The sequence below is a fragment of the Synechococcus sp. CC9311 genome (assembly GCF_000014585.1).
Classification (GTDB): Bacteria; Cyanobacteriota; Cyanobacteriia; order PCC-6307; family Cyanobiaceae; genus Synechococcus_C.
In genome coordinates this window covers 885,169-902,302 of sequence record NC_008319.1, presented here as the reverse complement: position 1 = coordinate 902,302, position 17,134 = coordinate 885,169, and the positions used below count along the sequence as shown (strand labels likewise).

The 17,134-nt window shown below is 54.4% G+C and carries 24 protein-coding genes; 10 read left to right on the top strand and 14 right to left on the bottom strand.

The window, feature by feature from the left end:
* Nucleotide 1 precedes the first annotated feature (1 nt).
* The 4 genes from SYNC_RS04680 (at nucleotide 2) to SYNC_RS04665 (ending at nucleotide 3,153) form a co-directional block, all read left to right on the top strand.
* Complete coding sequence (locus SYNC_RS04680) at nucleotides 2–1,390, top strand: cobyrinate a,c-diamide synthase (RefSeq protein ID WP_011618935.1); 1,389 nt, start codon at nucleotides 2–4, stop codon at nucleotides 1,388–1,390.
* A complete protein-coding gene (locus tag SYNC_RS04675; protein WP_041426436.1) occupies nucleotides 1,339–1,689 on the top strand; it encodes an acylphosphatase in 351 nt (116 codons plus the stop codon). Before SYNC_RS04680 ends, SYNC_RS04675 begins: the two co-directional genes overlap by 52 nt.
* Before the next feature lie 123 nt (nucleotides 1,690–1,812).
* Complete coding sequence (locus SYNC_RS04670; RefSeq protein WP_011618933.1) at nucleotides 1,813–2,406, top strand: histidine phosphatase family protein; 594 nt, start codon at nucleotides 1,813–1,815, stop codon at nucleotides 2,404–2,406.
* A gap of 60 nt (nucleotides 2,407–2,466) precedes the next feature.
* Nucleotides 2,467–3,153, top strand: a complete 687-nt coding sequence (locus tag SYNC_RS04665) for a GAP family protein (protein WP_011618932.1) — start codon at nucleotides 2,467–2,469, stop codon at nucleotides 3,151–3,153.
* A gap of 189 nt (nucleotides 3,154–3,342) precedes the next feature.
* Here SYNC_RS04665 and SYNC_RS14615 read toward each other — a convergent pair whose 3' ends face one another.
* On the bottom strand, nucleotides 3,343–3,519 hold the full coding sequence (locus SYNC_RS14615; RefSeq protein WP_167897173.1) for a hypothetical protein: 177 nt from the start codon (nucleotides 3,517–3,519) through the stop codon (nucleotides 3,343–3,345).
* A 198-nt stretch (nucleotides 3,520–3,717) separates the two neighbouring features.
* Here SYNC_RS14615 and SYNC_RS14610 point away from each other — a divergent pair, with 198 nt between their 5' ends.
* Both SYNC_RS14610 and SYNC_RS14605 read left to right on the top strand, forming a co-directional pair.
* Nucleotides 3,718–3,894 carry a hypothetical protein gene (locus tag SYNC_RS14610; RefSeq protein WP_167897170.1) on the top strand — a complete coding sequence of 59 codons (177 nt, stop codon included), beginning with the start codon at nucleotides 3,718–3,720 and terminating at the stop codon, nucleotides 3,892–3,894.
* A gap of 1,343 nt (nucleotides 3,895–5,237) precedes the next feature.
* Nucleotides 5,238–5,402 (top strand): hypothetical protein, encoded by a 165-nt coding sequence (locus SYNC_RS14605; RefSeq protein WP_011618929.1) that lies wholly within the window; start codon nucleotides 5,238–5,240, stop codon nucleotides 5,400–5,402.
* Nucleotides 5,403–5,643: 241 nt separating this feature from the next.
* On the opposite strand, the gene SYNC_RS04655 is transcribed toward SYNC_RS14605, so the two are convergent.
* The 4 genes from SYNC_RS04655 to folD are packed head-to-tail and all read right to left on the bottom strand — an operon-like array spanning nucleotide 5,644 to nucleotide 9,501.
* Nucleotides 5,644–7,125, bottom strand: coding sequence for an AAA family ATPase (locus SYNC_RS04655; RefSeq protein ID WP_011618928.1), 1,482 nt, complete (start codon nucleotides 7,123–7,125; stop codon nucleotides 5,644–5,646).
* Nucleotides 7,122–7,637, bottom strand: coding sequence for a divergent PAP2 family protein (locus SYNC_RS04650; RefSeq protein ID WP_041426435.1), 516 nt, complete (start codon nucleotides 7,635–7,637; stop codon nucleotides 7,122–7,124). Before SYNC_RS04650 ends, SYNC_RS04655 begins: the two co-directional genes overlap by 4 nt.
* 2 nt (nucleotides 7,638–7,639) lie before the next feature.
* Nucleotides 7,640–8,578, bottom strand: coding sequence for a geranylgeranyl diphosphate synthase CrtE (gene crtE, locus SYNC_RS04645; RefSeq protein WP_011618926.1), 939 nt, complete (start codon nucleotides 8,576–8,578; stop codon nucleotides 7,640–7,642).
* Nucleotides 8,579–8,619: 41 nt separating this feature from the next.
* Entirely contained in the window at nucleotides 8,620–9,501 is an 882-nt protein-coding gene (folD, locus tag SYNC_RS04640; RefSeq protein WP_011618925.1) for a bifunctional methylenetetrahydrofolate dehydrogenase/methenyltetrahydrofolate cyclohydrolase FolD, read from the bottom strand.
* Nucleotides 9,502–9,572: 71 nt separating this feature from the next.
* Between folD and SYNC_RS04635 the strand changes: the two genes are divergently transcribed.
* Nucleotides 9,573–11,678 carry an HDIG domain-containing metalloprotein gene (locus SYNC_RS04635; protein WP_011618924.1) on the top strand — a complete coding sequence of 702 codons (2,106 nt, stop codon included), beginning with the start codon at nucleotides 9,573–9,575 and terminating at the stop codon, nucleotides 11,676–11,678.
* A 7-nt stretch (nucleotides 11,679–11,685) separates the two neighbouring features.
* Here the strand turns inward: SYNC_RS04635 and SYNC_RS04630 are convergent, their stop codons facing one another.
* The 6 genes from SYNC_RS04630 to SYNC_RS04605 all read right to left on the bottom strand — a co-directional run bounded on the left by SYNC_RS04630 (nucleotide 11,686) and on the right by SYNC_RS04605 (nucleotide 14,424).
* On the bottom strand, nucleotides 11,686–12,348 hold the full coding sequence (locus SYNC_RS04630; RefSeq protein ID WP_011618923.1) for an RluA family pseudouridine synthase: 663 nt from the start codon (nucleotides 12,346–12,348) through the stop codon (nucleotides 11,686–11,688).
* Between the two features lie 3 nt (nucleotides 12,349–12,351).
* Nucleotides 12,352–12,759, bottom strand: coding sequence for a hypothetical protein (locus SYNC_RS04625; RefSeq protein ID WP_011618922.1), 408 nt, complete (start codon nucleotides 12,757–12,759; stop codon nucleotides 12,352–12,354).
* A gap of 41 nt (nucleotides 12,760–12,800) precedes the next feature.
* Nucleotides 12,801–13,097 carry a hypothetical protein gene (locus tag SYNC_RS04620; protein WP_011618921.1) on the bottom strand — a complete coding sequence of 99 codons (297 nt, stop codon included), beginning with the start codon at nucleotides 13,095–13,097 and terminating at the stop codon, nucleotides 12,801–12,803.
* Entirely contained in the window at nucleotides 13,090–13,644 is a 555-nt protein-coding gene (locus tag SYNC_RS04615) for a hypothetical protein (protein WP_011618920.1), read from the bottom strand. Before SYNC_RS04615 ends, SYNC_RS04620 begins: the two co-directional genes overlap by 8 nt.
* A 124-nt stretch (nucleotides 13,645–13,768) precedes the next feature.
* Nucleotides 13,769–14,071 carry an MTH1187 family thiamine-binding protein gene (locus SYNC_RS04610; protein WP_011618919.1) on the bottom strand — a complete coding sequence of 101 codons (303 nt, stop codon included), beginning with the start codon at nucleotides 14,069–14,071 and terminating at the stop codon, nucleotides 13,769–13,771.
* A gap of 11 nt (nucleotides 14,072–14,082) precedes the next feature.
* A complete protein-coding gene (locus SYNC_RS04605) occupies nucleotides 14,083–14,424 on the bottom strand; it encodes a hypothetical protein (protein ID WP_011618918.1) in 342 nt (113 codons plus the stop codon).
* 51 nt (nucleotides 14,425–14,475) lie between these two features.
* Between SYNC_RS04605 and SYNC_RS04600 the strand changes: the two genes are divergently transcribed.
* Nucleotides 14,476–14,913: a hypothetical protein gene (locus SYNC_RS04600; protein ID WP_237699279.1), complete on the top strand. Its 438-nt coding sequence runs from the start codon at nucleotides 14,476–14,478 to the stop codon at nucleotides 14,911–14,913.
* Between the two features lie 94 nt (nucleotides 14,914–15,007).
* Complete coding sequence (locus SYNC_RS04595; protein ID WP_011618916.1) at nucleotides 15,008–15,214, top strand: hypothetical protein; 207 nt, start codon at nucleotides 15,008–15,010, stop codon at nucleotides 15,212–15,214.
* Here SYNC_RS04595 and SYNC_RS04590 read toward each other — a convergent pair.
* Nucleotides 15,211–15,492, bottom strand: a complete 282-nt coding sequence (locus SYNC_RS04590; protein ID WP_011618915.1) for a 2Fe-2S iron-sulfur cluster-binding protein — start codon at nucleotides 15,490–15,492, stop codon at nucleotides 15,211–15,213. The two genes, SYNC_RS04595 and SYNC_RS04590, sit on opposite strands and share 4 nt — an antisense overlap.
* 87 nt (nucleotides 15,493–15,579) lie before the next feature.
* Nucleotides 15,580–15,825 carry a Nif11-like leader peptide family natural product precursor gene (locus tag SYNC_RS04585; RefSeq protein ID WP_011618914.1) on the bottom strand — a complete coding sequence of 82 codons (246 nt, stop codon included), beginning with the start codon at nucleotides 15,823–15,825 and terminating at the stop codon, nucleotides 15,580–15,582.
* Nucleotides 15,826–15,965: 140 nt separating this feature from the next.
* Between SYNC_RS04585 and SYNC_RS04580 the strand changes: the two genes are divergently transcribed.
* Nucleotides 15,966–16,298: a hypothetical protein gene (locus SYNC_RS04580; protein ID WP_041426433.1), complete on the top strand. Its 333-nt coding sequence runs from the start codon at nucleotides 15,966–15,968 to the stop codon at nucleotides 16,296–16,298.
* Here SYNC_RS04580 and SYNC_RS04575 read toward each other — a convergent pair.
* Entirely contained in the window at nucleotides 16,288–17,124 is an 837-nt protein-coding gene (locus tag SYNC_RS04575) for a carbohydrate ABC transporter permease (RefSeq protein WP_011618912.1), read from the bottom strand. The genes SYNC_RS04580 and SYNC_RS04575 overlap by 11 nt on opposite strands.
* Between the last annotated feature and the right edge of the window lie 10 nt (nucleotides 17,125–17,134).

Below are 17,134 nucleotides of genomic sequence, written 5' to 3'. Positions count from 1 at the left end.
CATGGCCTGTGTGATCGCTGCTCCATCCAGCAGTAGCGGCAAAACCCTGCTCAGCCTCAACCTGATCGCCTGGGCGAAACAGAAGGGATTGAGCATTCAACCCTTCAAGGTGGGGCCTGATTACCTCGACCCCCAAGTGCTTGGGGCCAGTGCAGGGCGCCCTTGTCGCAATCTCGATCTGCCCTTGTGCGGACCTGACTGGGTCAAGACCAGTTTCCATGGGTATGGGGGGCGCTGCGACTTAGCCCTCGTGGAAGGAGTCATGGGCCTGTTCGATGGGATCGGCTCAACAGGAGAAGGAAGCAGCGCAGCCGTGGCCAAACATCTCCAATTACCAGTGGTGTTGGTGGTGGATGCCGGCGGCCAGGCGCGGTCGCTCGCCGCCCTTGTGAGCGGATTTCGTGATCTTGACCCCGACTTGCAGTTGGCTGGTGTGGTGCTCAATCGGGTGAGCACTGAGCGCCATCGATTACTTCTCGAGGATGTCTTATCAGCCATTGATGTGCCCTGCCTGGGCTGTCTTCCACGGGATTCAAGCCTTGAATTGCCGAGTCGGCATTTGGGTTTAGCTCCAGCGCATGAACTTGATCAAATGAACGTTCTCCTGGGGAAATGGGCAGCGATCGCTGATCAACATCTCGAGATGGGGGTCTTTAAGCAGTTGATGGCAGCGCCAACAAAAGGGCCAGAGCCAATCCAAACCGTGCTGGGGACTGCACTGGAACAGGACACCCAGAGAAAACCAATGCCAGTGGCCGTCGCTCAAGACAAGGCCTTTCATTTCCGTTACCCCGAAATGCAGGATTGTCTCGAGGCATTAGGGATGCCGATGATCCCTTGGCACCCCTTAGAGGATGAGCCATTGCCGCAAGCGGCCTATGGACTCGTCATTCCTGGAGGCTTCCCAGAACTGCATGCGGAACAACTCAGCCATTGCAAACAAAGCCTTTCAGGCCTCCGCGACTGGCTGCAACACAAACCGCTTTACGCCGAATGCGGCGGCATGTTGATGCTGGGGACCAGCTTGATGGATGGGGAGGGACAAACGCATGCAATGGCTGGAGTCTTACCGTTTCACGCCCAACGCGGAAGATTACAAGTGGGGTATCGCCGCCTAACGGCAACCCGCGACAGCTTGCTGCTGAAGGCGGGTGATCAGTGGATGGGCCATGAATTTCACCGCTGGGAGCTCAGCGAGGAACCTGTGGGCAAATGGCAAACGCTGTGGCAGGTTGATGGCTGGCATGTTGATCGCAGAGAAGAAGGATGGGCACTTCCGACAGTTCACGCAAGCTGGGTGCATCTTCACTGGGCCAGCTCTTCGACGATCTCATGCCGATGGCGCGCCGCTCTCGAAACCGTGGCGACACAGATCGAGACGAATTCATAAAAACCACGCGTCAGCGACAGCAGCCCTTGAAGGAGCGCTGGCGCTTCCTGATCGAAGGCAGCGTGCAAGGAGTGGGATTCAGAAACAGTTGCCGGCGACGAGCTCTCGACCTAGGCCTTTGTGGTTGGGTTCGAAACCTCAAGGACGGTGTAGTAGAAATTCAGGCGGAAGGAGACGAGTTGGCCTTGAACGAGCTTCGTCTGTGGTGTGAGCGAGGACCAAGCGCTGCAACCGTTAAACGAGTCCTGCTGTCCAAAATCCCCGTGACTGGCAATGACTGGTTTGACGTTCGGACATAAGAGGAAGAAGACAGCGACAATCTGCAGCTGAGCCAATCAATAGCTAACGCAAACAACAGTCCACTAGATCAACAGATAGCTAAATCAACAGCCAAACCAATTAAAAGCGCACTGATCCACACCATGGGCAACGAACGTCGGCTCTGGTTGCTTCGCCACGGAGCCACTGAATGGGCCAAAAACGGACGGCACACAGGCAGCACCGATATTCCTTTGCTGCCTGAAGGAGAAGAAGAGGCACGGCAACTTGCGCCTGTACTCACATCTAGGCCGTTTGCAGCCGTGTTTAGTTCACCCCTTCAACGGGCAAAACGCACGTGCGAGCTAGGCGGCCTTGGCCAACAACGACGCATCATGGAAACGTTGCGCGAGTGGGATTACGGCGATTACGAGGGGATTACAACCCCAGAGATCCGCAAGGGGATACCCAACTGGACCGTTTGGAGCCATGGCTGCCCCAATGGCGAAAATGTAGAGGCAGTGCAACAACGCTGCGAACAAAGCATTGCCATGGCCTTAGCGGAACCGGGCGAAGGGGATATTGCACTGTTTGCCCATGGGCATGTGCTGCGCGCCTTAACAGGCACATGGTTAGGGCTGGGTGCCGCAGGTGGACGTTTGTTCCAGCTCGGAACAGGAACGATCTGCATCCTTGGCTTCGAGCGAGGGCAGCGAGCGATCGACCGCTGGAATGCCCCCACCAACGGCTTGTTTTAGCCGTTGCTTAAGCGCAAGCCCTAATACGATCGCTCTGGAATGTTGTGTATCCACTAAACGATGAGCGACACCACGCTCTGGGCTGAGCTGCTCGCCTTTGGCACTGGCATCGGCCTATCCCCGATCCATATCGCCGTTTTATTGCTGTTGCTCTTAGGACCGCAGCCCTTAAAGCGCGGCGGATGGTTCGTGGCGGGATGGGTGCTAACCACGATGGCGACATCAGCCTTACTCGTGACGGTGGGTCATTCGCTGGTGCTGGACATGACGCAAGGCTCCCATCACCGCACCGGCTTAGATCTCCTCGCTGGTGGTGCCTTAATTGCAGTTGGCGGCAGGGAATTAATGCGCTCGTTGACCGATGGAGACACACCGCCGGCATGGACCGCAAGCGTGGATCGCTTTGTGAACATGCCCCTCCCACTGTTGTTGTTTTTGGGTGCGGTCGCGGAAGTTGCCAGTCCTGATGATCTCGTGCTGTTTGCAAAATCAGCCGGCGTTGTCTTGGCGGCTCAACTGCCCACATGGCAAGAGCTGATTGGACTTTTGGCCTTCACACTTGGGGCAAGCCTGTTGCTGCTGACCCCACTAATTGCTGTTGCGGTTGGTCGCGACAAAGTCGTACCTTTACTGGAGCGCGGAAAAAAGATTCTGTTTGCACGAGGCGAACTCGTTGTTGCCGCCGTGAGTATTGGAATAGGAAGTTACCTCGGCTGGCAAGGAATCAGCGGTCTAACACTGACTTAAGAGCGAAAGAAGAAACAGAGAATATGAGCCAGCACAAGCTCAATAATTTGAATAGCAAAAGCCAGGCATTGTATTTCTATACACCAAATTTAGAAGGCATCAAGACCTTCAGTTTGATCAACACAAAGCAATGGGTGCTTTAAAAATTATTGCCTCAAGACATTGAAACGATCCGGACCAAGAAAGTCGTCAAAGACCTTGCTGCTGACGGATAACCCAAGCTGACGCCGCTTGCTGCTGCTTCCAAGCCACAAGAAGCTGTTTAGCGATCGATTGCAGCTCTTCTACATCCTTGGAACTATCAATCTCTCTAGAAAACTTCTCGACTTCGAACATTTGTCCGATGGTCAAAGCAATTGGATCCATGGGTCTTTTTGCTTGGCGAGCTGAAGGTAACCCGTAAGACAGGGCAACGCAAATCAATCAGGTAGTTATTGCAACCGATTTGGCGATTGCATGCTCAAGTCACTACATTTCTCTTATTACAGATCATTTCCGAACCGCTCTTATACCTTTGATTGCAACCACTTATTAGCCTAAAAAGCATTGTCACCTCTGGCATCCATGCACTTCACCTGGAAACAACACCAAGAACTTTCCAGAAAAGTGTCTAAAAGTGCAGACACCGATCAAGGCATTGCTCTCGCTCTGATGGGTGTTGGGCTATCGATGCTGGTCAAAGACCTCTTGGCTGGCGAGCTGCTCAATCATTCGAATTCACATACACCAACCAAGAACTAAACAGTCGTCTGCCACAGCTTGAACATCTACAAAAGATGCTCATTCGAGAGAAGACTCAGAGGTTCAAAGGAAGACATGCCGACAGAACAGGCAAGGACCGCAACCTAGTTTTGAACTCAGGAAAACGTTGCATTCCGATTATCAAGGGACCTGTATTACTGCAGAACTCTGATGACTCGAAGGTGAAGGTCCACCCCCTGCCAGTAGCCAGCAATGAAAACAAACACTGCGGGAGGCATTGATAGGTGACTTCAGCCACTTGAAAAAAGTTCAGAACCTACCAACCTTCAAAATCAGACTGACTTGATCTCCCAAGGATGCTTTTGGAACGGCTCACTACTAAAGAGAGTGTTGATGGATACAAACAGTGTCAAAGGGAAACCATAAGGTCGCAGTATCGCTCAGTTGCAGAAACTCATGACGACTTCGCACACCTCAACAAATGAAGCAATCCCCAATGGACAACTAATGCATTTGGCCATAGAGGTAATGAATCAAGCCATTGAATTACGCCAGAATGACATCCAAAACAGACTCTTATCATCCGAATCTAAAGACATTGCGCCACCTCCAGTATGTGCCCTATAGATCAAAGCACTGCGAGTTTTAGTTTCGCATTAAGGCATGAGCACAAGACAATAAGGTCACGAATAAACTACTGGACCAGGGACTTAGCCATAAACGTACATTATTTTTGATTCAAAGACTTATTCGCATCACCTAAACGAGGCTAGCCAGACCTGGAGCATGACAAGAACTAAACACTAACTACTCCAAACCATCGAGGACAGATTTGACAACTAAAGTAGTGTTCAAAGATGCCTACGTCATCTACTAAACTTAGGGCAGAAGGCAATCAAGAGAAATAATCACACTTGTTTGCCCCACATTCTCAAACAATATCAATTCCTACAAAACCGACTAGGCATTATTACTCCTTAGAAGAATTATGTAGTTACTGATGCAGAGCCTGCAAATCCCCGTTATTAAATTATTGACATCAACAGGAGTAGGAATGAGCTTTACAGTTCCAGCCATCTCGATTGGTATCGCCACATACACATTATTTCACCTCTGTTTTTCACATCTTGTGCAGTAATTGCCACAGGAATGAAACCGCTCTAACGACAATGCCGCCTGCGCTCCTAAGCGCAGGCGCTTTTTATTGACCAAACAGACATTTTCTTTCAAACATTAAGGGAATATAAAGCTATTGAGGCGGGCATTCTTGCCCTTTTGTGTATCTCAACTGAGCAAATAAACCTAGGAACTATGCATATCGCAATCATTTACTTGCCAATCAATAAAAATCATCGTAATTAATTCTCACTTGGGAGAACAAGATGAAAACAATCAGAGCTGAACACACCTACACCTCAATTACAGAGCGCTGGGATGCCGTTGATGCTTATCTGGAATGTGTCACAAGTTGCGGACTCAAGGATGGTGTTTGCGTCACCATGTGCATTACCAAGCATCTTGAACAAGAAACGAATACGGATGACTAGAAGAGATGGCCAGGTAATACCGTCAAGACTTCTCGAAGAACCTTTGAAGTCGATTAGGAAGCACATAACCAGTTAAATGCTTCCATTGGCATGAAAACTATCTTTTGATTTACAATCCTCAATTAGCCTGCAACACCAGGTCATAAAAAAAGCCAGAATCTAGTTCAAACCAATGGTCAATTGGCACTGATTCTCTTTGCGCTTCCTTACTTTTGTCATTCGGCAGATTAGAACCAGCATTTCATTGTTGTTCTTCATTCTTCAGCGCCCGCGTCCAGCGTTCCACCGCTTTGGCTGATGATGACCTTCCCGTCATCCAGACCGCCTCTTGCGCCCGACTGACAGCGACATAAGCCAACTGCCGTCGCAGGACAAGGTCCTGCGGCCAGAACACGTCATCGGCGACAAACACCTCTCCAAAACTGCTGCCTTGACTGCGATGAACAGTGAGCACGGCTGCTGGACCCAACGAAGCAAAAGCATCACGGATCAAAAAATACCGACGCCAAAGCGGCCTCCCTCCTCTCTTTCCCGCATCCCTGGCCTGGGTGCGCAGGCCCTGAAGGACCCCATCAAGGAGCTGCCGTGCACCACTTCCGGAAGGCGGCTGCAAGCGCAAACTTAGTTCCAGCTCTCCACTACGGACCTTCGCCGTCACGGTGTCGATGACAGGGGCCTCGAATCCAGCGAGTGCCATCTGCGTCTCCCCCGCAAACCCAAATTCAGCGAGGTCACAACGTTCAGGGGTGACGTCCTCCACCACCACTTCCCGATTCGAGCCCAGCACCAGATCAGGTTCTTCCCCTGTTTCTGCCCCATCTCGTGAGGCAGGAGCCATCACCGCCGTCCGGCTGATTAGGACTTCGCCTGGAAGAACGTCCATCTGATCCGCCATCTCACCATGAATGGCTCGTCGTGCATGTGGCACAAGTGCATCAAGGGTGCGATTGGTGTAGCAAAGAATGCGTGCTGCATCAGGGTTGTCACAAGCCGCAGCACGACGCAGGCCATCTTGAGCCTGAATGAGCCAAGCCGAGCGATTGAGCACACCCACCTGACCCAATTCGCTGCGCAGTGGAGGCATTAATGGCGGCAGCTCACAGGGCAAGCGTCCATCGCGCAAGCAGCTCGCCAGTTGCAGCACAGGACCTTGATGACGAACCACTTGCTTGAGCGACGCTGTGATCGCGCGGTCCATGGAGAACACAGGGCTATCCGCTTCTCCCACGGGCGGAAGCTGGGCAGGATCGCCAACGAACACAAGCCGAGTTTTGAAAGGGTGAGCGCACTGCAGCGCGACCGACAACAGCGAGCTATCAACCATGGAGGATTCATCGACCAGGACCAGGCCGAGATGTTCCAACGAGGCCGCCGTTTGTTCGGTGGATTCGCATACCTCCCGATCCCCTTGGCGACGCAACTTGAGTCGCAACAGTCGATGGATGGTGGAGGGGTACCAAGTGGGGTGAAGACCTTCTAAGTCAAGGGCGTGGCGCAACACACCAACGGCTTTATGGGTGGGAGCGACAACGGTCCAACACAGCCCTGTAGCTTCCACTTGACGCAACAAACGCATTGAGAGGAAGGTTTTGCCACTACCGGCATAACCGCTCAACACAAACGGAATGCCTGGTTCTTCATTTGAAAGCCACGTCTCGAACAAGGCAGCTGCCGTCTGCTGATCGTCGGTGAGGATGGCCTCAGAGGGCTTGAGCCTGCTCACCCGCTGAACAAACCAAACGTTTGGGCCAAATGCAGAGGCGAGCCCACAAAAAAGAGTCCTGGGAGTGCGATCAAAGGTCCCAACAGACTGCCCACCAAAACCTCCGTACGCGTGTGACCAAGCCGTTCTTTCAGTGGCTTTTCCGGTGGAGTAGGCCAGAGCGAATCAGGAAGTTCGTTAAGGCGAGCGGCCGTAAATCCTGCCGCCCGGCGCACCCCGCTGGCGTCGTACATCACAACGAAAGCCACAGTGGCAGCCAACGCAAATGCAGGCTGATCGAACCCCATCTGCCAGCCCACTCCAGCGGCAGTACCCGTCACCAATGCCGAGTGACTGGATGGCATCCCTCCGGTCTCAAACAGCACCGCCGGCCTCCAGCGCTGATTCAACACCAATTCCAGGAACAGCTTGGAGAACTGCGCCAAACCGCAGGCCGCTAATCCCCAGGCGAGCACGGCATTATCCAAAATTTGAGCGGGCATCGACAGCATCGACATCGTTGAAATCGCCATGCTCAACAATCCCGACTCGCTACATAGTCGGCGAGAGCCAACAAGGGCGCCGCTTTGTCACGCCAAGGTTCAAGCGCGGCCTTGGACTCCCGCACCAACTGCAACGCTTTCTCCCGCGAAGCATCAAGTCCCAAAAGCTTGGGATAGGTCGTTTTATCGGCAAGCAGATCCTTGCCGGCAGTTTTACCGAGCACTTCACTGCTGGCGGTTACATCGAGGATGTCGTCAATGATCTGGAAGGCCAAACCAATGCCATTGGCATAGGTGCGCATCGCCTGCAATTGGTCGTCATTCGCTCCTCCGATCAGAGCTCCTGTCACAACACAGGCACGCAGCAAGGCTGCGGTCTTGTGAAGATGGATGTACTCAAGGGTCTCGAGATCAACGGCTTGCCCCTCGGACTCAAGATCAACAACCTGACCTCCGACCAAGCCAGGCGCTCCCGATACAAGAGCCAATTCACCAACAACCCGCAACAAGCGATCCGCGGGAACGTTTGCACTGCGGACAGCCACCATTTCAAAAGCGCGGCTGAGCATGGCATCACCGGCAAGGATGGCCATGGCATCTCCATACACCTTGTGGTTGGTGGGACGCCCCCTGCGCAGGTCATCGTTGTCCATGGCCGGCAAGTCGTCGTGAATCAACGACATGGTGTGGATCATTTCCAGCGCCACCGCCGTTGGCATGGCTAACTCGGACGATCCCCCGACTAATTCACAAGCCGCTAGGCACAAAATCGGGCGCAACCGCTTTCCCCCTGCCAGAAGGGAGTAGCGCATCGCATCACGCAAAGATTCAGGACGCTCAGGTCCCATCGAGGCATCCAGAGCTATCTCCACACGATCGCGGGAGAGCTTTAGGTAATTCGCAAAGTCAAACGTGGAGAGGAGCTCACCGGAGGACGGCACGCTTTCGGGGCTAGTGGCCGCAGCGGACATGGTGAACGCAGTGCTGATGGAATTCTCTCAGGCCGAGGGGTTCAAACCACCAAATCAGACAATTCCAATGCCACCTGATGGCGTCGACACCAGGCCAGCACAGTGTTGACCAGCAACATCGTCACTGTCATGGGGCCAACCCCTCCAGGGACTGGAGAGAGCGCAGCGGCAACGGGCTCTAATTCCTCAGCACACACATCACCGCAAAGTCCACCTTCAGGGCGGCGATGAATGCCGACATCCACCACCACACAACCCGGTGTGATGTGATCTGCACCGATCATTTCGGGGCGACCAGCAGCCACCACAAGAATCTCGGCCTGACGAGTGATCGATTCCAGATGTTGCGTACGCGAGTGAGCCACCGTGACGGTGGCGTTCGCCGCCTGAAGCATGAGGGCCATCGGCTGACCCACCAAGATGCTGCGGCCCACCACGACGGCACGCTTGCCGGCGGGATCAATCCCCTGATCACGGAGCATCACCATCACGCCTGCCGGCGTGCAGCTTCGTGGACCCTGTTCACCCTTCAACAGGCGCCCGAGATTCAAGGTGTGCAGTCCATCAGCATCTTTATTTGGATCGATTTCAGCCAGCAGCGGGGTCTCATCCAATCCCTCCGGCAGCGGCAGCTGGAGCAGGATTCCATCCACCCGATCATCAGCATTCAGTTCGCGAATTGCTGTTAACACCTCTTGCTGTGAAGCATCAGCGGGTAGATGGGAGCCAAAGCTCTCCACACCGATGCGTGCACAGGCCTTCTCTTTGTTACGCACGTAGACCGCACTGGCCGGATCGTCGCCAATTCGCAGCACGGCCAGGCCTGGTGATCGCCCTGCTGCCGCAATTCCCTTTTGAATCTGCTGCTGCAACCGCACTTCAAGCTGCGCGGCGAGCTGCTTGCCATCCAGCCTGAGAGCCATCGAGGTCTGTTGACACTCACCACAGCATGCTTCCTCAGTGGGGCTAGCGTCTATATCAGTGATCAACAGCTGTGTTCCGATCTCATCTTCTGGCCCGGCTCTGGAGAAGCTGGTTGCGGAGAGAGTCACCGCGACGCCCTGTGCTGCGTTGGAATCGCCTTCAGAAGGCAGGATTGCTGCTGGTCTGCATTGCCGTAGCCCTGGTCTCCAGCTGGCCCTGGCTGGTGGAACCCGACTTACGCCCAGGAATCCCAGCACCATTTAATTCAATAGCTCCGAAGGCAGCGCGAGTGGTGGACAGCGAAGCGCTTGAGCAAAGGCGTTCCAGCTTGATGCCCAACACCTTTGTTCAAGTGGTGGATGCGCAGCAATCGAGCCTCCTCAGACTGAGGCTCGAACGTCATCTCGCCGAATTAGAACGCGTAGCCAGAAGCCAGAACATTGACCGGATTGGCCCCGTCAATCTGACTACAGACGAACAACTATGGCTGGAAAAACGGTCACAAACGGATCGTAAAAACTGGGACATGACGATCCGCAGGGCTGTTGATCGCATGCTCAGCCAAGGGCTTGTAAACACACTGGCGATCGAACAACTCAGGAAGGCTTCATCACTGCAACTCGAAGCACTGGGACCTGAGGACGCTCCAGCCAGAACCATCGGCAGCAAGATCGCAACAACAACACTGCAAGGAGCCAGCAACCTTCAGACCGACCCCCTGCGCAGTCAACGACTGATTGAAGAACTCATCACTCAGCAAGGGATTCCAACCATCGAAGTGAAAGCAGGCGATCTGATTACCCGCAAAGGCGAACCAATCAGCTCGCAGGCCTACGACGTGCTCGATTTCTTCGGACTGATTAATCGCAGCCCGAAAGTAGGAATCTGGTTGTTGCGGTTCACCGAAGCACTAGCGAGTTGCGGCGTGATGCTGCTCGTGATGAAAAGGGAAAGGCCCTGTCTTGAGGCATCCCACGGGTTTCTAGCGATCGGCTTACTGTTCATCAGCCAATTCGGCAAGATTTGGTTCGGTGCAGCCGTTAGCCCACTCGCTGTGATCGTGCCACCCACTTTGCTTCTAGCCCAAGGCCTCGGAACCACCAGTGGCCTGGCCTGGATGGCCATGAGCTGTTTGCTTTGGCCAACTCCAGTGAGTGGATTGGGCGAAGGCCGGCTGCTGATCACAGCTGCCGTTGCGGCGATCGCCGCAATTCAGGCCGGACGCTTGCGCAGCCGAGCACAGTTATTGCAACTGGCGGTGTTGCTGCCACTGGGTGCGTTAGTCGCGGAAATGGTGGTGCTTCGTCAACCATTTGAAGCCGTGAACCTGTCCTGGACACGGCTCACACCCGATACAGGAGAACTCGCGTCCGAGGCCCTGCTGATGGGTCTGTTAATGATGCTCACGATCCTGCTGATTCCTCTGCTGGAAAGCTCATTCGGCCTGCTCACGCGAGCCCGGTTGATGGAACTAGCCGATCAAGAACGTCCGCTGCTGCGCCGATTGTCGTCGGAAGCACCTGGAACGTTTGAGCACACGCTGATGATCTGTGGTTTGGCAGAAGAGGGAGCTCGTGCCATTGGAGCCGATGTGGATCTGATCAAAACAGGATCCCTCTATCACGATGTGGGCAAACTCCATGCCCCGAACTGGTTCATTGAAAATCAAACCACTGGCGAAGAGAATCCACACACCAAATTGAACGACCCGGTCGCGAGTGCCGGAGTTCTCCAGGCCCATGTAGACGAAGGCCTAAAACTGGCCCGGCGCTACCGCTTGCCGAGGCCAATCGCGGATTTCATTCCGGAGCATCAAGGCACCTTACGGATGGGTTTTTTCCTGCATCAAGCCAAGCAAAGGGATCCAACGGTTTCAGAACACTTATTCCGGTATCGAGGCCCCACACCTCGCTCGAAAGAAACTGGAATCTTGATGCTGGCTGATGGCTGCGAGGCCGCGTTGCGATCACTCCCCCCCGACACCAGCGACAGCGAAGCACAAACCACGGTGAAGCGCATCGTGGAAGCGCGCCTAGCCGACGGACAACTGAGTCAGAGCAGTCTTAGTCGCGCCGAAGTTGACCTGGTGATGCATGCTTTTGTACGCGTCTGGAGGCGCATGCGCCACCGACGCATTCCCTATCCCATCCCGGCAAAACGCAGCTTCAGCGCATAAGCAATCTCTAGGACCAAGGCAGAGAAGAGCGCACCCGAATGCGCTGACCGCTGAATGGATCAGAAAAACTCAAGCCGAGCGCATGCAGGTGAAGACGTTCCCCGGGGGAACCCAGCCCAGATGATGCATAGATCGGATCGCCGATGATGGGTAAACCAATCGCTGCCAAATGCGCCCGCAATTGATGGGAACGACCTGTTCGAGGAGCGAGCCATAGGCGTGAGCGGTCGGATCCCATCTGGGCGCAGCGCCACAAGGTCAAGCAGGAGCGTCCATCCCTGCGAGGCCCATAACGGGGTGGGTGGGCAGACAAACGCGCCAAGGGCAAGCGCACCGCCCCTGAACGTGATTTGGGATGACCATGCACGTCGGCTGCATAGAACTTGTGCACCTTCCGTTCGGCAAACAACCCTCCAAGCACTTTCAAGCTTTCTGGATCCCTGGCCAACAGCAGCAAACCGGAGGTATCGCGATCAAGACGATGCACGAGCCGAAGCTCTGGCCGAACAGCTTGTAGACGGGTGATCAAGGAATCGCTCTGGGAGTCGCCAAGACCGGGCTGACTCAGCAACCCGGAAGGCTTCTCCACAACCAAAAAACGTTGATGCCACAAATGAACCTGAAGCCCTACGAGTGAAGATCCTTCAATCGATTGCGACGCCTCGGACATCGCTTAGAGGCGACCACCACGGCGATGGCCCGGACGGCACCAATAAAGAAGGGCGAGAACATTGAGAACGCCCAACACAATCGAGGCCACCCCCAACACAATCGCTTTGTCCCCTCCCCCAAATGCAAGCAAGGAGAGGCGCACGATGCCGTAGGGCAAAGATCCAGCCAAGGCCATCGACAACGAGACAATGGCCAAAATCACGCCCCAGTGCCGCTCACCGAGCAAACCAGCAGAGGCCACGATCCCCACGATTGCCGCGGGCCAGGCAAGTGCGAACGCCACGCTGATGGTGGCGGCCTGAAGGCTGGGGGCTTGGAAAGCAACAAGACCAATCACCGGCAAAGCCAGTAAATTCCCGATTAGTCCAAGCCAGGTCATCAACCAATAGCCGGGCAACTTGGGACCCATCGAAGATCAAACCAGGAATTGCCACCGTAAACACCGGAGTGTCAGTTCTCGTCATCCAGCAAGGTCTCAAGGGTGGCGAGCAGTAACGCAACCGCTTCTGCCCTGGTTAAGGCGGCGTCACTAACCTCGTCCACCCAGCCCTGGCAGAGAGTTTCAATTTCCTCAAACAAGGGTCCAGCACTACGAAGTGCCTCCATGACAGCTGCTGAAGAGGTTTCATCCCGTTCATCGCCATCCATCACCACATAACGACGTCCGTCTTCCCCCATGTAGGTCAGACGGCCCTCTGCATCGATATTGGGACCAGTAATAGGCGTGATCGGTGCGTCCTCATCCATCGCCTAACCCCTCAACAGCAGAGTTCTTGGGAGCTAGTCGCCTCAGGCGATCGCCACAAAAGCCTCGAAACAACGCCTTCACTTCAGCCATCGGTAATCCCTGCACCAGCCTTGCCTCAATTTCATCGCGGCGCTGGGACTGGTGATACAACCGCAATTCCTGAAACGAACTCAACGATTGCTTCTCGATCTGGGCAAGGGCGCTGCCAATCAGATGATCTGGCAAGAGAGGCCCCTGTTGACAATGCTGCATCACGTGCGCTGATTCATGGGCCAGCACAGTCCAAACTTGAGCAGGGTCATCCTGAAGGTTGTTAGAGCACAAGAGCAAGACATTCCGTCCGGTATGAAAGGCACCAAAGAGTCCAGAGGGGCAGTCTTTTGCCACCAAGGTTTGGGTGCCTGCCCGTCGCAGAAGAGAGGAATAGTTGCCAATATCAGCCCATGACTGGGCTTGCACTGGAGCTCCAATCGAGCTTGCCCCCAGCAAAGGGGCCCCCATCACAACGAGAACCAGCCACGAGGAACGAAGAACGGATTGCCACATCAACGGCCTAGCCGACGCTTGATCTCATTCAAGACACGGGAGAGACAAATGAGAATGCGCGATTTTGGATCTACAGATTTGCGCCAGACCCAAAGCCCCGCAAGTTCTCAACTCTCGACAACGCTCAACGCTGGATCAAACGCTCAACGCTGGGAACTTTGTCGCGAAACGACTGCTCCCGATCCACACGCGTATTGACGCGAAGGGTGGCATGAACTCTCGGCACCCCCTCCCCATGCAGGCGCTGATGGCAGCGCTTCACACAAGCAAACACAGCATCCCAGTCCCCCTCAATCGCTGTTCCATTGGGCCCAAGCTCGTAATCAAGTCCCGAGTCTTTGATCAGTTCATGACAGATCGCCACCCAAGGCGCCAACGAACCTTCAAGGCCCACAGGCACAACACAGAGATCCACGCTCACATTCATGGCATTAGAGCTCAATGGACAGAGGAGTTCTCTCCTCCATCACGAAGACAAGCCTGGGGATAGCGAATCGTTCTCCAAGCACCACAACTTGTTTGCACCTCTAAACCGATCCCGCGCTGCTGAATGGAGAGATCACGCCCCTGACCAGAACACCAACTCTGGGCCGCCGCTTCAGCGGCATCCATCGATTCATAGGGAGCGTCCAGCACAGGATGAGGACTGCCGTCCAAAGCAATCAATCGGTATAAAGAACGAACAAGTTTTGGCAATGTTCCAATCACGCATCTGTCACCAGTCTTCCACTTCTGTGCGACCGCATCAAAGGAGAAGCTAGAAGACAGCCGAAACGTCACGTTCAGCTCACGATGAGCCATCCAAAACTCCAGGTCGCATTTGAGCAACTGATGGCACGCGCGCCCTCGGCCCTGTTCAAACGAGCGCGACGCCTCTATCTCGACAAATACCCCCTAGACGGTCGCGATTGCAACAGTGCATTGCGCTTGTTTGTAGCTCAAGAACGGGTCGAAGAGTGGATCGAGCCAGACCCGGAAACAGCACCCACAGGGAAGATTGCAGTCGTGACGATTCGGCCAAAACTTCTTTCGTTAGTGCACTGGCAACAGAACGATCCAGCATCAGAACAGACATGTGCCGATTACCTCCAAAACACCTGGGGACTCGATCCCAGCTGTTTTAAGGCGTTCAACGAGCCCTGGTTTAGGAACGGGGGATATCAGAGGCAAGCGCAGGCCCCAGTTGGGTTGGTCTGGACGCGTCGAACTGCTTTTACACCTGAAAACAGTGCCACAAATACCTATGAGCAAGCACAGGATTCGTTGTAACAATGTCAAGGGCTGAAAACCAAGAAAATCCTGTAGGCCGACAGATCGGGCTTGGGCCATCGCTAACCCGGAATTAAGCCTTGATGAGATCCCAATGAGAGCCCCAGCTGCCGAACGCTATGTGCTTCGTCAAAACTGCACTGGTAGCTACTTAAGCCTGAATCATCAAACCCAGTCCATTGAAGGGGTTTCTAGCGTTGAATCGGCCTGGAACTTTCATAGCCATGAAGGGGCTGTGAACCACGCCTTGTTAATCGGCCAGACCCATGGGGAGACCCCTGACGTGGTCAAACTCGCTTAGAGCTCATCCTCCACGCTGGTTTTGATCAAACAATCGCTCAGCGGATAGCTCACACAAAGCAAGGACAACCCCTTCGACATCTGATCGTCGTCCAAAAAGCTTTGGTCAGCCTGATCAACGCTTCCTTTGAGGATTTTTCCAGCGCATGTGCTGCACGCTCCAGCTCGACAGGAATAGGCCAGATCGATGCCTTGCTCCTCGGCTGCATCGAGGATGTATTGATCATCGGCGCAACTAAAGCTGGATCCACCCTCGATGCTGATTGTGAAAGAAGCCATGGCTCAATAAGGGATCGGTTTCTTGATAGTGAGATTTGAGTGCGCGGTCTTGGATCGTCAGAGATCCCAAACGCTGAACAGCGCCCATCACCCTGGAATAAAGTGCCTGAGCCGGCGGGACTCAGGAGCCATTTGCTGTTGCAAATCAGCAGCACTGGCATTGGTTTGCTCACGTTGCTGAGCCTGAAAGACGTCGTCTTCGGTGATCGTGAGACCACGAGATTGGGCCAGAGTGATCAACTCCTCCAACGGCAATGGCTGGGCAAGTTGCGCTGCCAAATCCGGATCGTCATGACGTGAGCCAAGCAATTGATCGAGATCTTGCAGAGACATGGCCCAGGGTCATCTCAACTTGATCTACTCCAGCGCCCCACCCTTTTAACGTTCAGCCCGCAACAACCTGACACCGTTTAAAGCACTACCAGCCTGAAGTGAGCATCATGCTCAGACAAATACAAGCCTTCTCGCTAACCATGGGTTCCCGATGGCGTGTCATCGAAGCGGTGGCCCTACCAATGCTCACCCTGTTGTTCCTGGGACTCTGGCAGGGATTCCGTCATCACACCGAAGCCATACGCGCCCTGCGACTTCAACTCCATGAGCTTGAACAGCAACGCACTGAGGTCAACAACACCAGCCTGATGGAGCAACAACTGGAGTTCCTGCAACGCCGCCAACAATCCCTTGAAACACAAGTCGAAGACATGAGGCAAGCGCAGCAGCGATGGCGCACCCAAGAACGGCAACGGATTCGGCGCTCAGAGCCAATGCCGCCACCATCGATGGATTTCATTCCTATCCCTTAACCGCATCTCCACTGGCATTGGGAAGGATGAAGCGCTGTAGCAGTACAAACATCACCAACACCGGAAGGATCGACACCACGGAACCGGCAGCAACAATCCGCCAATCGAGGGAAAAGCTGCTAGCCAACTGCTGAAGTCCAAGCGGCAAAGTGAACAAACCAGGATCATCAAGGATCACCAAGGGCCAGAGGAAGTCACTCCAGGTGCCGATAAACACGAACATCGCCAAGGTGATCAGATCTGCCTTGGCAGCTGGAATCATCACGTTCCACCATTCACCGAGCTTGCTGCAACCATCGATGCGTGCGGCTTCTTCCAACTCAACAGGTACACCGAGGAAGCTTTGACGCAAGAGATACAGCCCAAAGGCGGTTGCCGCCTGAGGAATCACGAGAGCCATCAAGGTGTTGCGCAAGCCAAGCTGAACCATCAGTAGATACAGCGGAATCATCACAACCTGGAAAGGGATGAGAATCGTGGCAACGACAAGCGCCAAAACAAGACCCCGACCAAAAAAGCGCATACGCGCCAGTGGATAAGCCGCCAAGGAGCAGAACAGAAGATTGGCCACCACCGCCAGAAAACTGACGACGGAACTATTGACGATGTATGTCCAAAGTGGGTTGTCCCGAATCAGCCGCCAGTAGGCATCGAGGCTGGGCTGTGTTGGAAGGAGCGAGGGAGGGCTCGTGAAGATGTCCTCAGCGGGGCCCTTTAAAGATGTGCTCACCAGCCACAGAAGCGGAACCAGCACGGCAAGTGCCAGCAGGATCAGCAGCAGCAACTGCAGCAAGGGAGCCGGACGCAAGGTGGTTTTGAGCGACATGGAGCCCTAA

Excerpts from the sequence above, each read along its gene's own strand:
- SYNC_RS04680 (WP_011618935.1), top strand. The coding sequence starts at position 2 with ATGGCCTGTGTGATCGCTGCTCCATCCAGCAGTAGCGGCAAAACCCTG.
- SYNC_RS04675 (WP_041426436.1), top strand. The coding sequence starts at position 1,339 with ATGGCGCGCCGCTCTCGAAACCGTGGCGACACAGATCGAGACGAATTC.
- SYNC_RS04670 (WP_011618933.1), top strand. The coding sequence starts at position 1,813 with ATGGGCAACGAACGTCGGCTCTGGTTGCTTCGCCACGGAGCCACTGAA.
- SYNC_RS04665 (WP_011618932.1), top strand. The coding sequence starts at position 2,467 with ATGAGCGACACCACGCTCTGGGCTGAGCTGCTCGCCTTTGGCACTGGC.
- SYNC_RS14615 (WP_167897173.1), bottom strand. The coding sequence starts at position 3,519 with ATGGATCCAATTGCTTTGACCATCGGACAAATGTTCGAAGTCGAGAAG.
- SYNC_RS14610 (WP_167897170.1), top strand. The coding sequence starts at position 3,718 with ATGCACTTCACCTGGAAACAACACCAAGAACTTTCCAGAAAAGTGTCT.
- SYNC_RS14605 (WP_011618929.1), top strand. The coding sequence starts at position 5,238 with ATGAAAACAATCAGAGCTGAACACACCTACACCTCAATTACAGAGCGC.
- SYNC_RS04650 (WP_041426435.1), bottom strand. The coding sequence starts at position 7,637 with ATGGCGATTTCAACGATGTCGATGCTGTCGATGCCCGCTCAAATTTTG.
- crtE (WP_011618926.1), bottom strand. The coding sequence starts at position 8,578 with ATGTCCGCTGCGGCCACTAGCCCCGAAAGCGTGCCGTCCTCCGGTGAG.
- folD (WP_011618925.1), bottom strand. The coding sequence starts at position 9,501 with ATGGCTCTCAGGCTGGATGGCAAGCAGCTCGCCGCGCAGCTTGAAGTG.
- SYNC_RS04630 (WP_011618923.1), bottom strand. The coding sequence starts at position 12,348 with ATGTCCGAGGCGTCGCAATCGATTGAAGGATCTTCACTCGTAGGGCTT.
- SYNC_RS04625 (WP_011618922.1), bottom strand. The coding sequence starts at position 12,759 with ATGGGTCCCAAGTTGCCCGGCTATTGGTTGATGACCTGGCTTGGACTA.
- SYNC_RS04620 (WP_011618921.1), bottom strand. The coding sequence starts at position 13,097 with ATGGATGAGGACGCACCGATCACGCCTATTACTGGTCCCAATATCGAT.
- SYNC_RS04615 (WP_011618920.1), bottom strand. The coding sequence starts at position 13,644 with ATGTGGCAATCCGTTCTTCGTTCCTCGTGGCTGGTTCTCGTTGTGATG.
- SYNC_RS04610 (WP_011618919.1), bottom strand. The coding sequence starts at position 14,071 with ATGAATGTGAGCGTGGATCTCTGTGTTGTGCCTGTGGGCCTTGAAGGT.
- SYNC_RS04600 (WP_237699279.1), top strand. The coding sequence starts at position 14,476 with ATGGCACGCGCGCCCTCGGCCCTGTTCAAACGAGCGCGACGCCTCTAT.
- SYNC_RS04595 (WP_011618916.1), top strand. The coding sequence starts at position 15,008 with ATGAGAGCCCCAGCTGCCGAACGCTATGTGCTTCGTCAAAACTGCACT.
- SYNC_RS04590 (WP_011618915.1), bottom strand. The coding sequence starts at position 15,492 with ATGGCTTCTTTCACAATCAGCATCGAGGGTGGATCCAGCTTTAGTTGC.
- SYNC_RS04585 (WP_011618914.1), bottom strand. The coding sequence starts at position 15,825 with ATGTCTCTGCAAGATCTCGATCAATTGCTTGGCTCACGTCATGACGAT.
- SYNC_RS04580 (WP_041426433.1), top strand. The coding sequence starts at position 15,966 with ATGGGTTCCCGATGGCGTGTCATCGAAGCGGTGGCCCTACCAATGCTC.
- SYNC_RS04575 (WP_011618912.1), bottom strand. The coding sequence starts at position 17,124 with ATGTCGCTCAAAACCACCTTGCGTCCGGCTCCCTTGCTGCAGTTGCTG.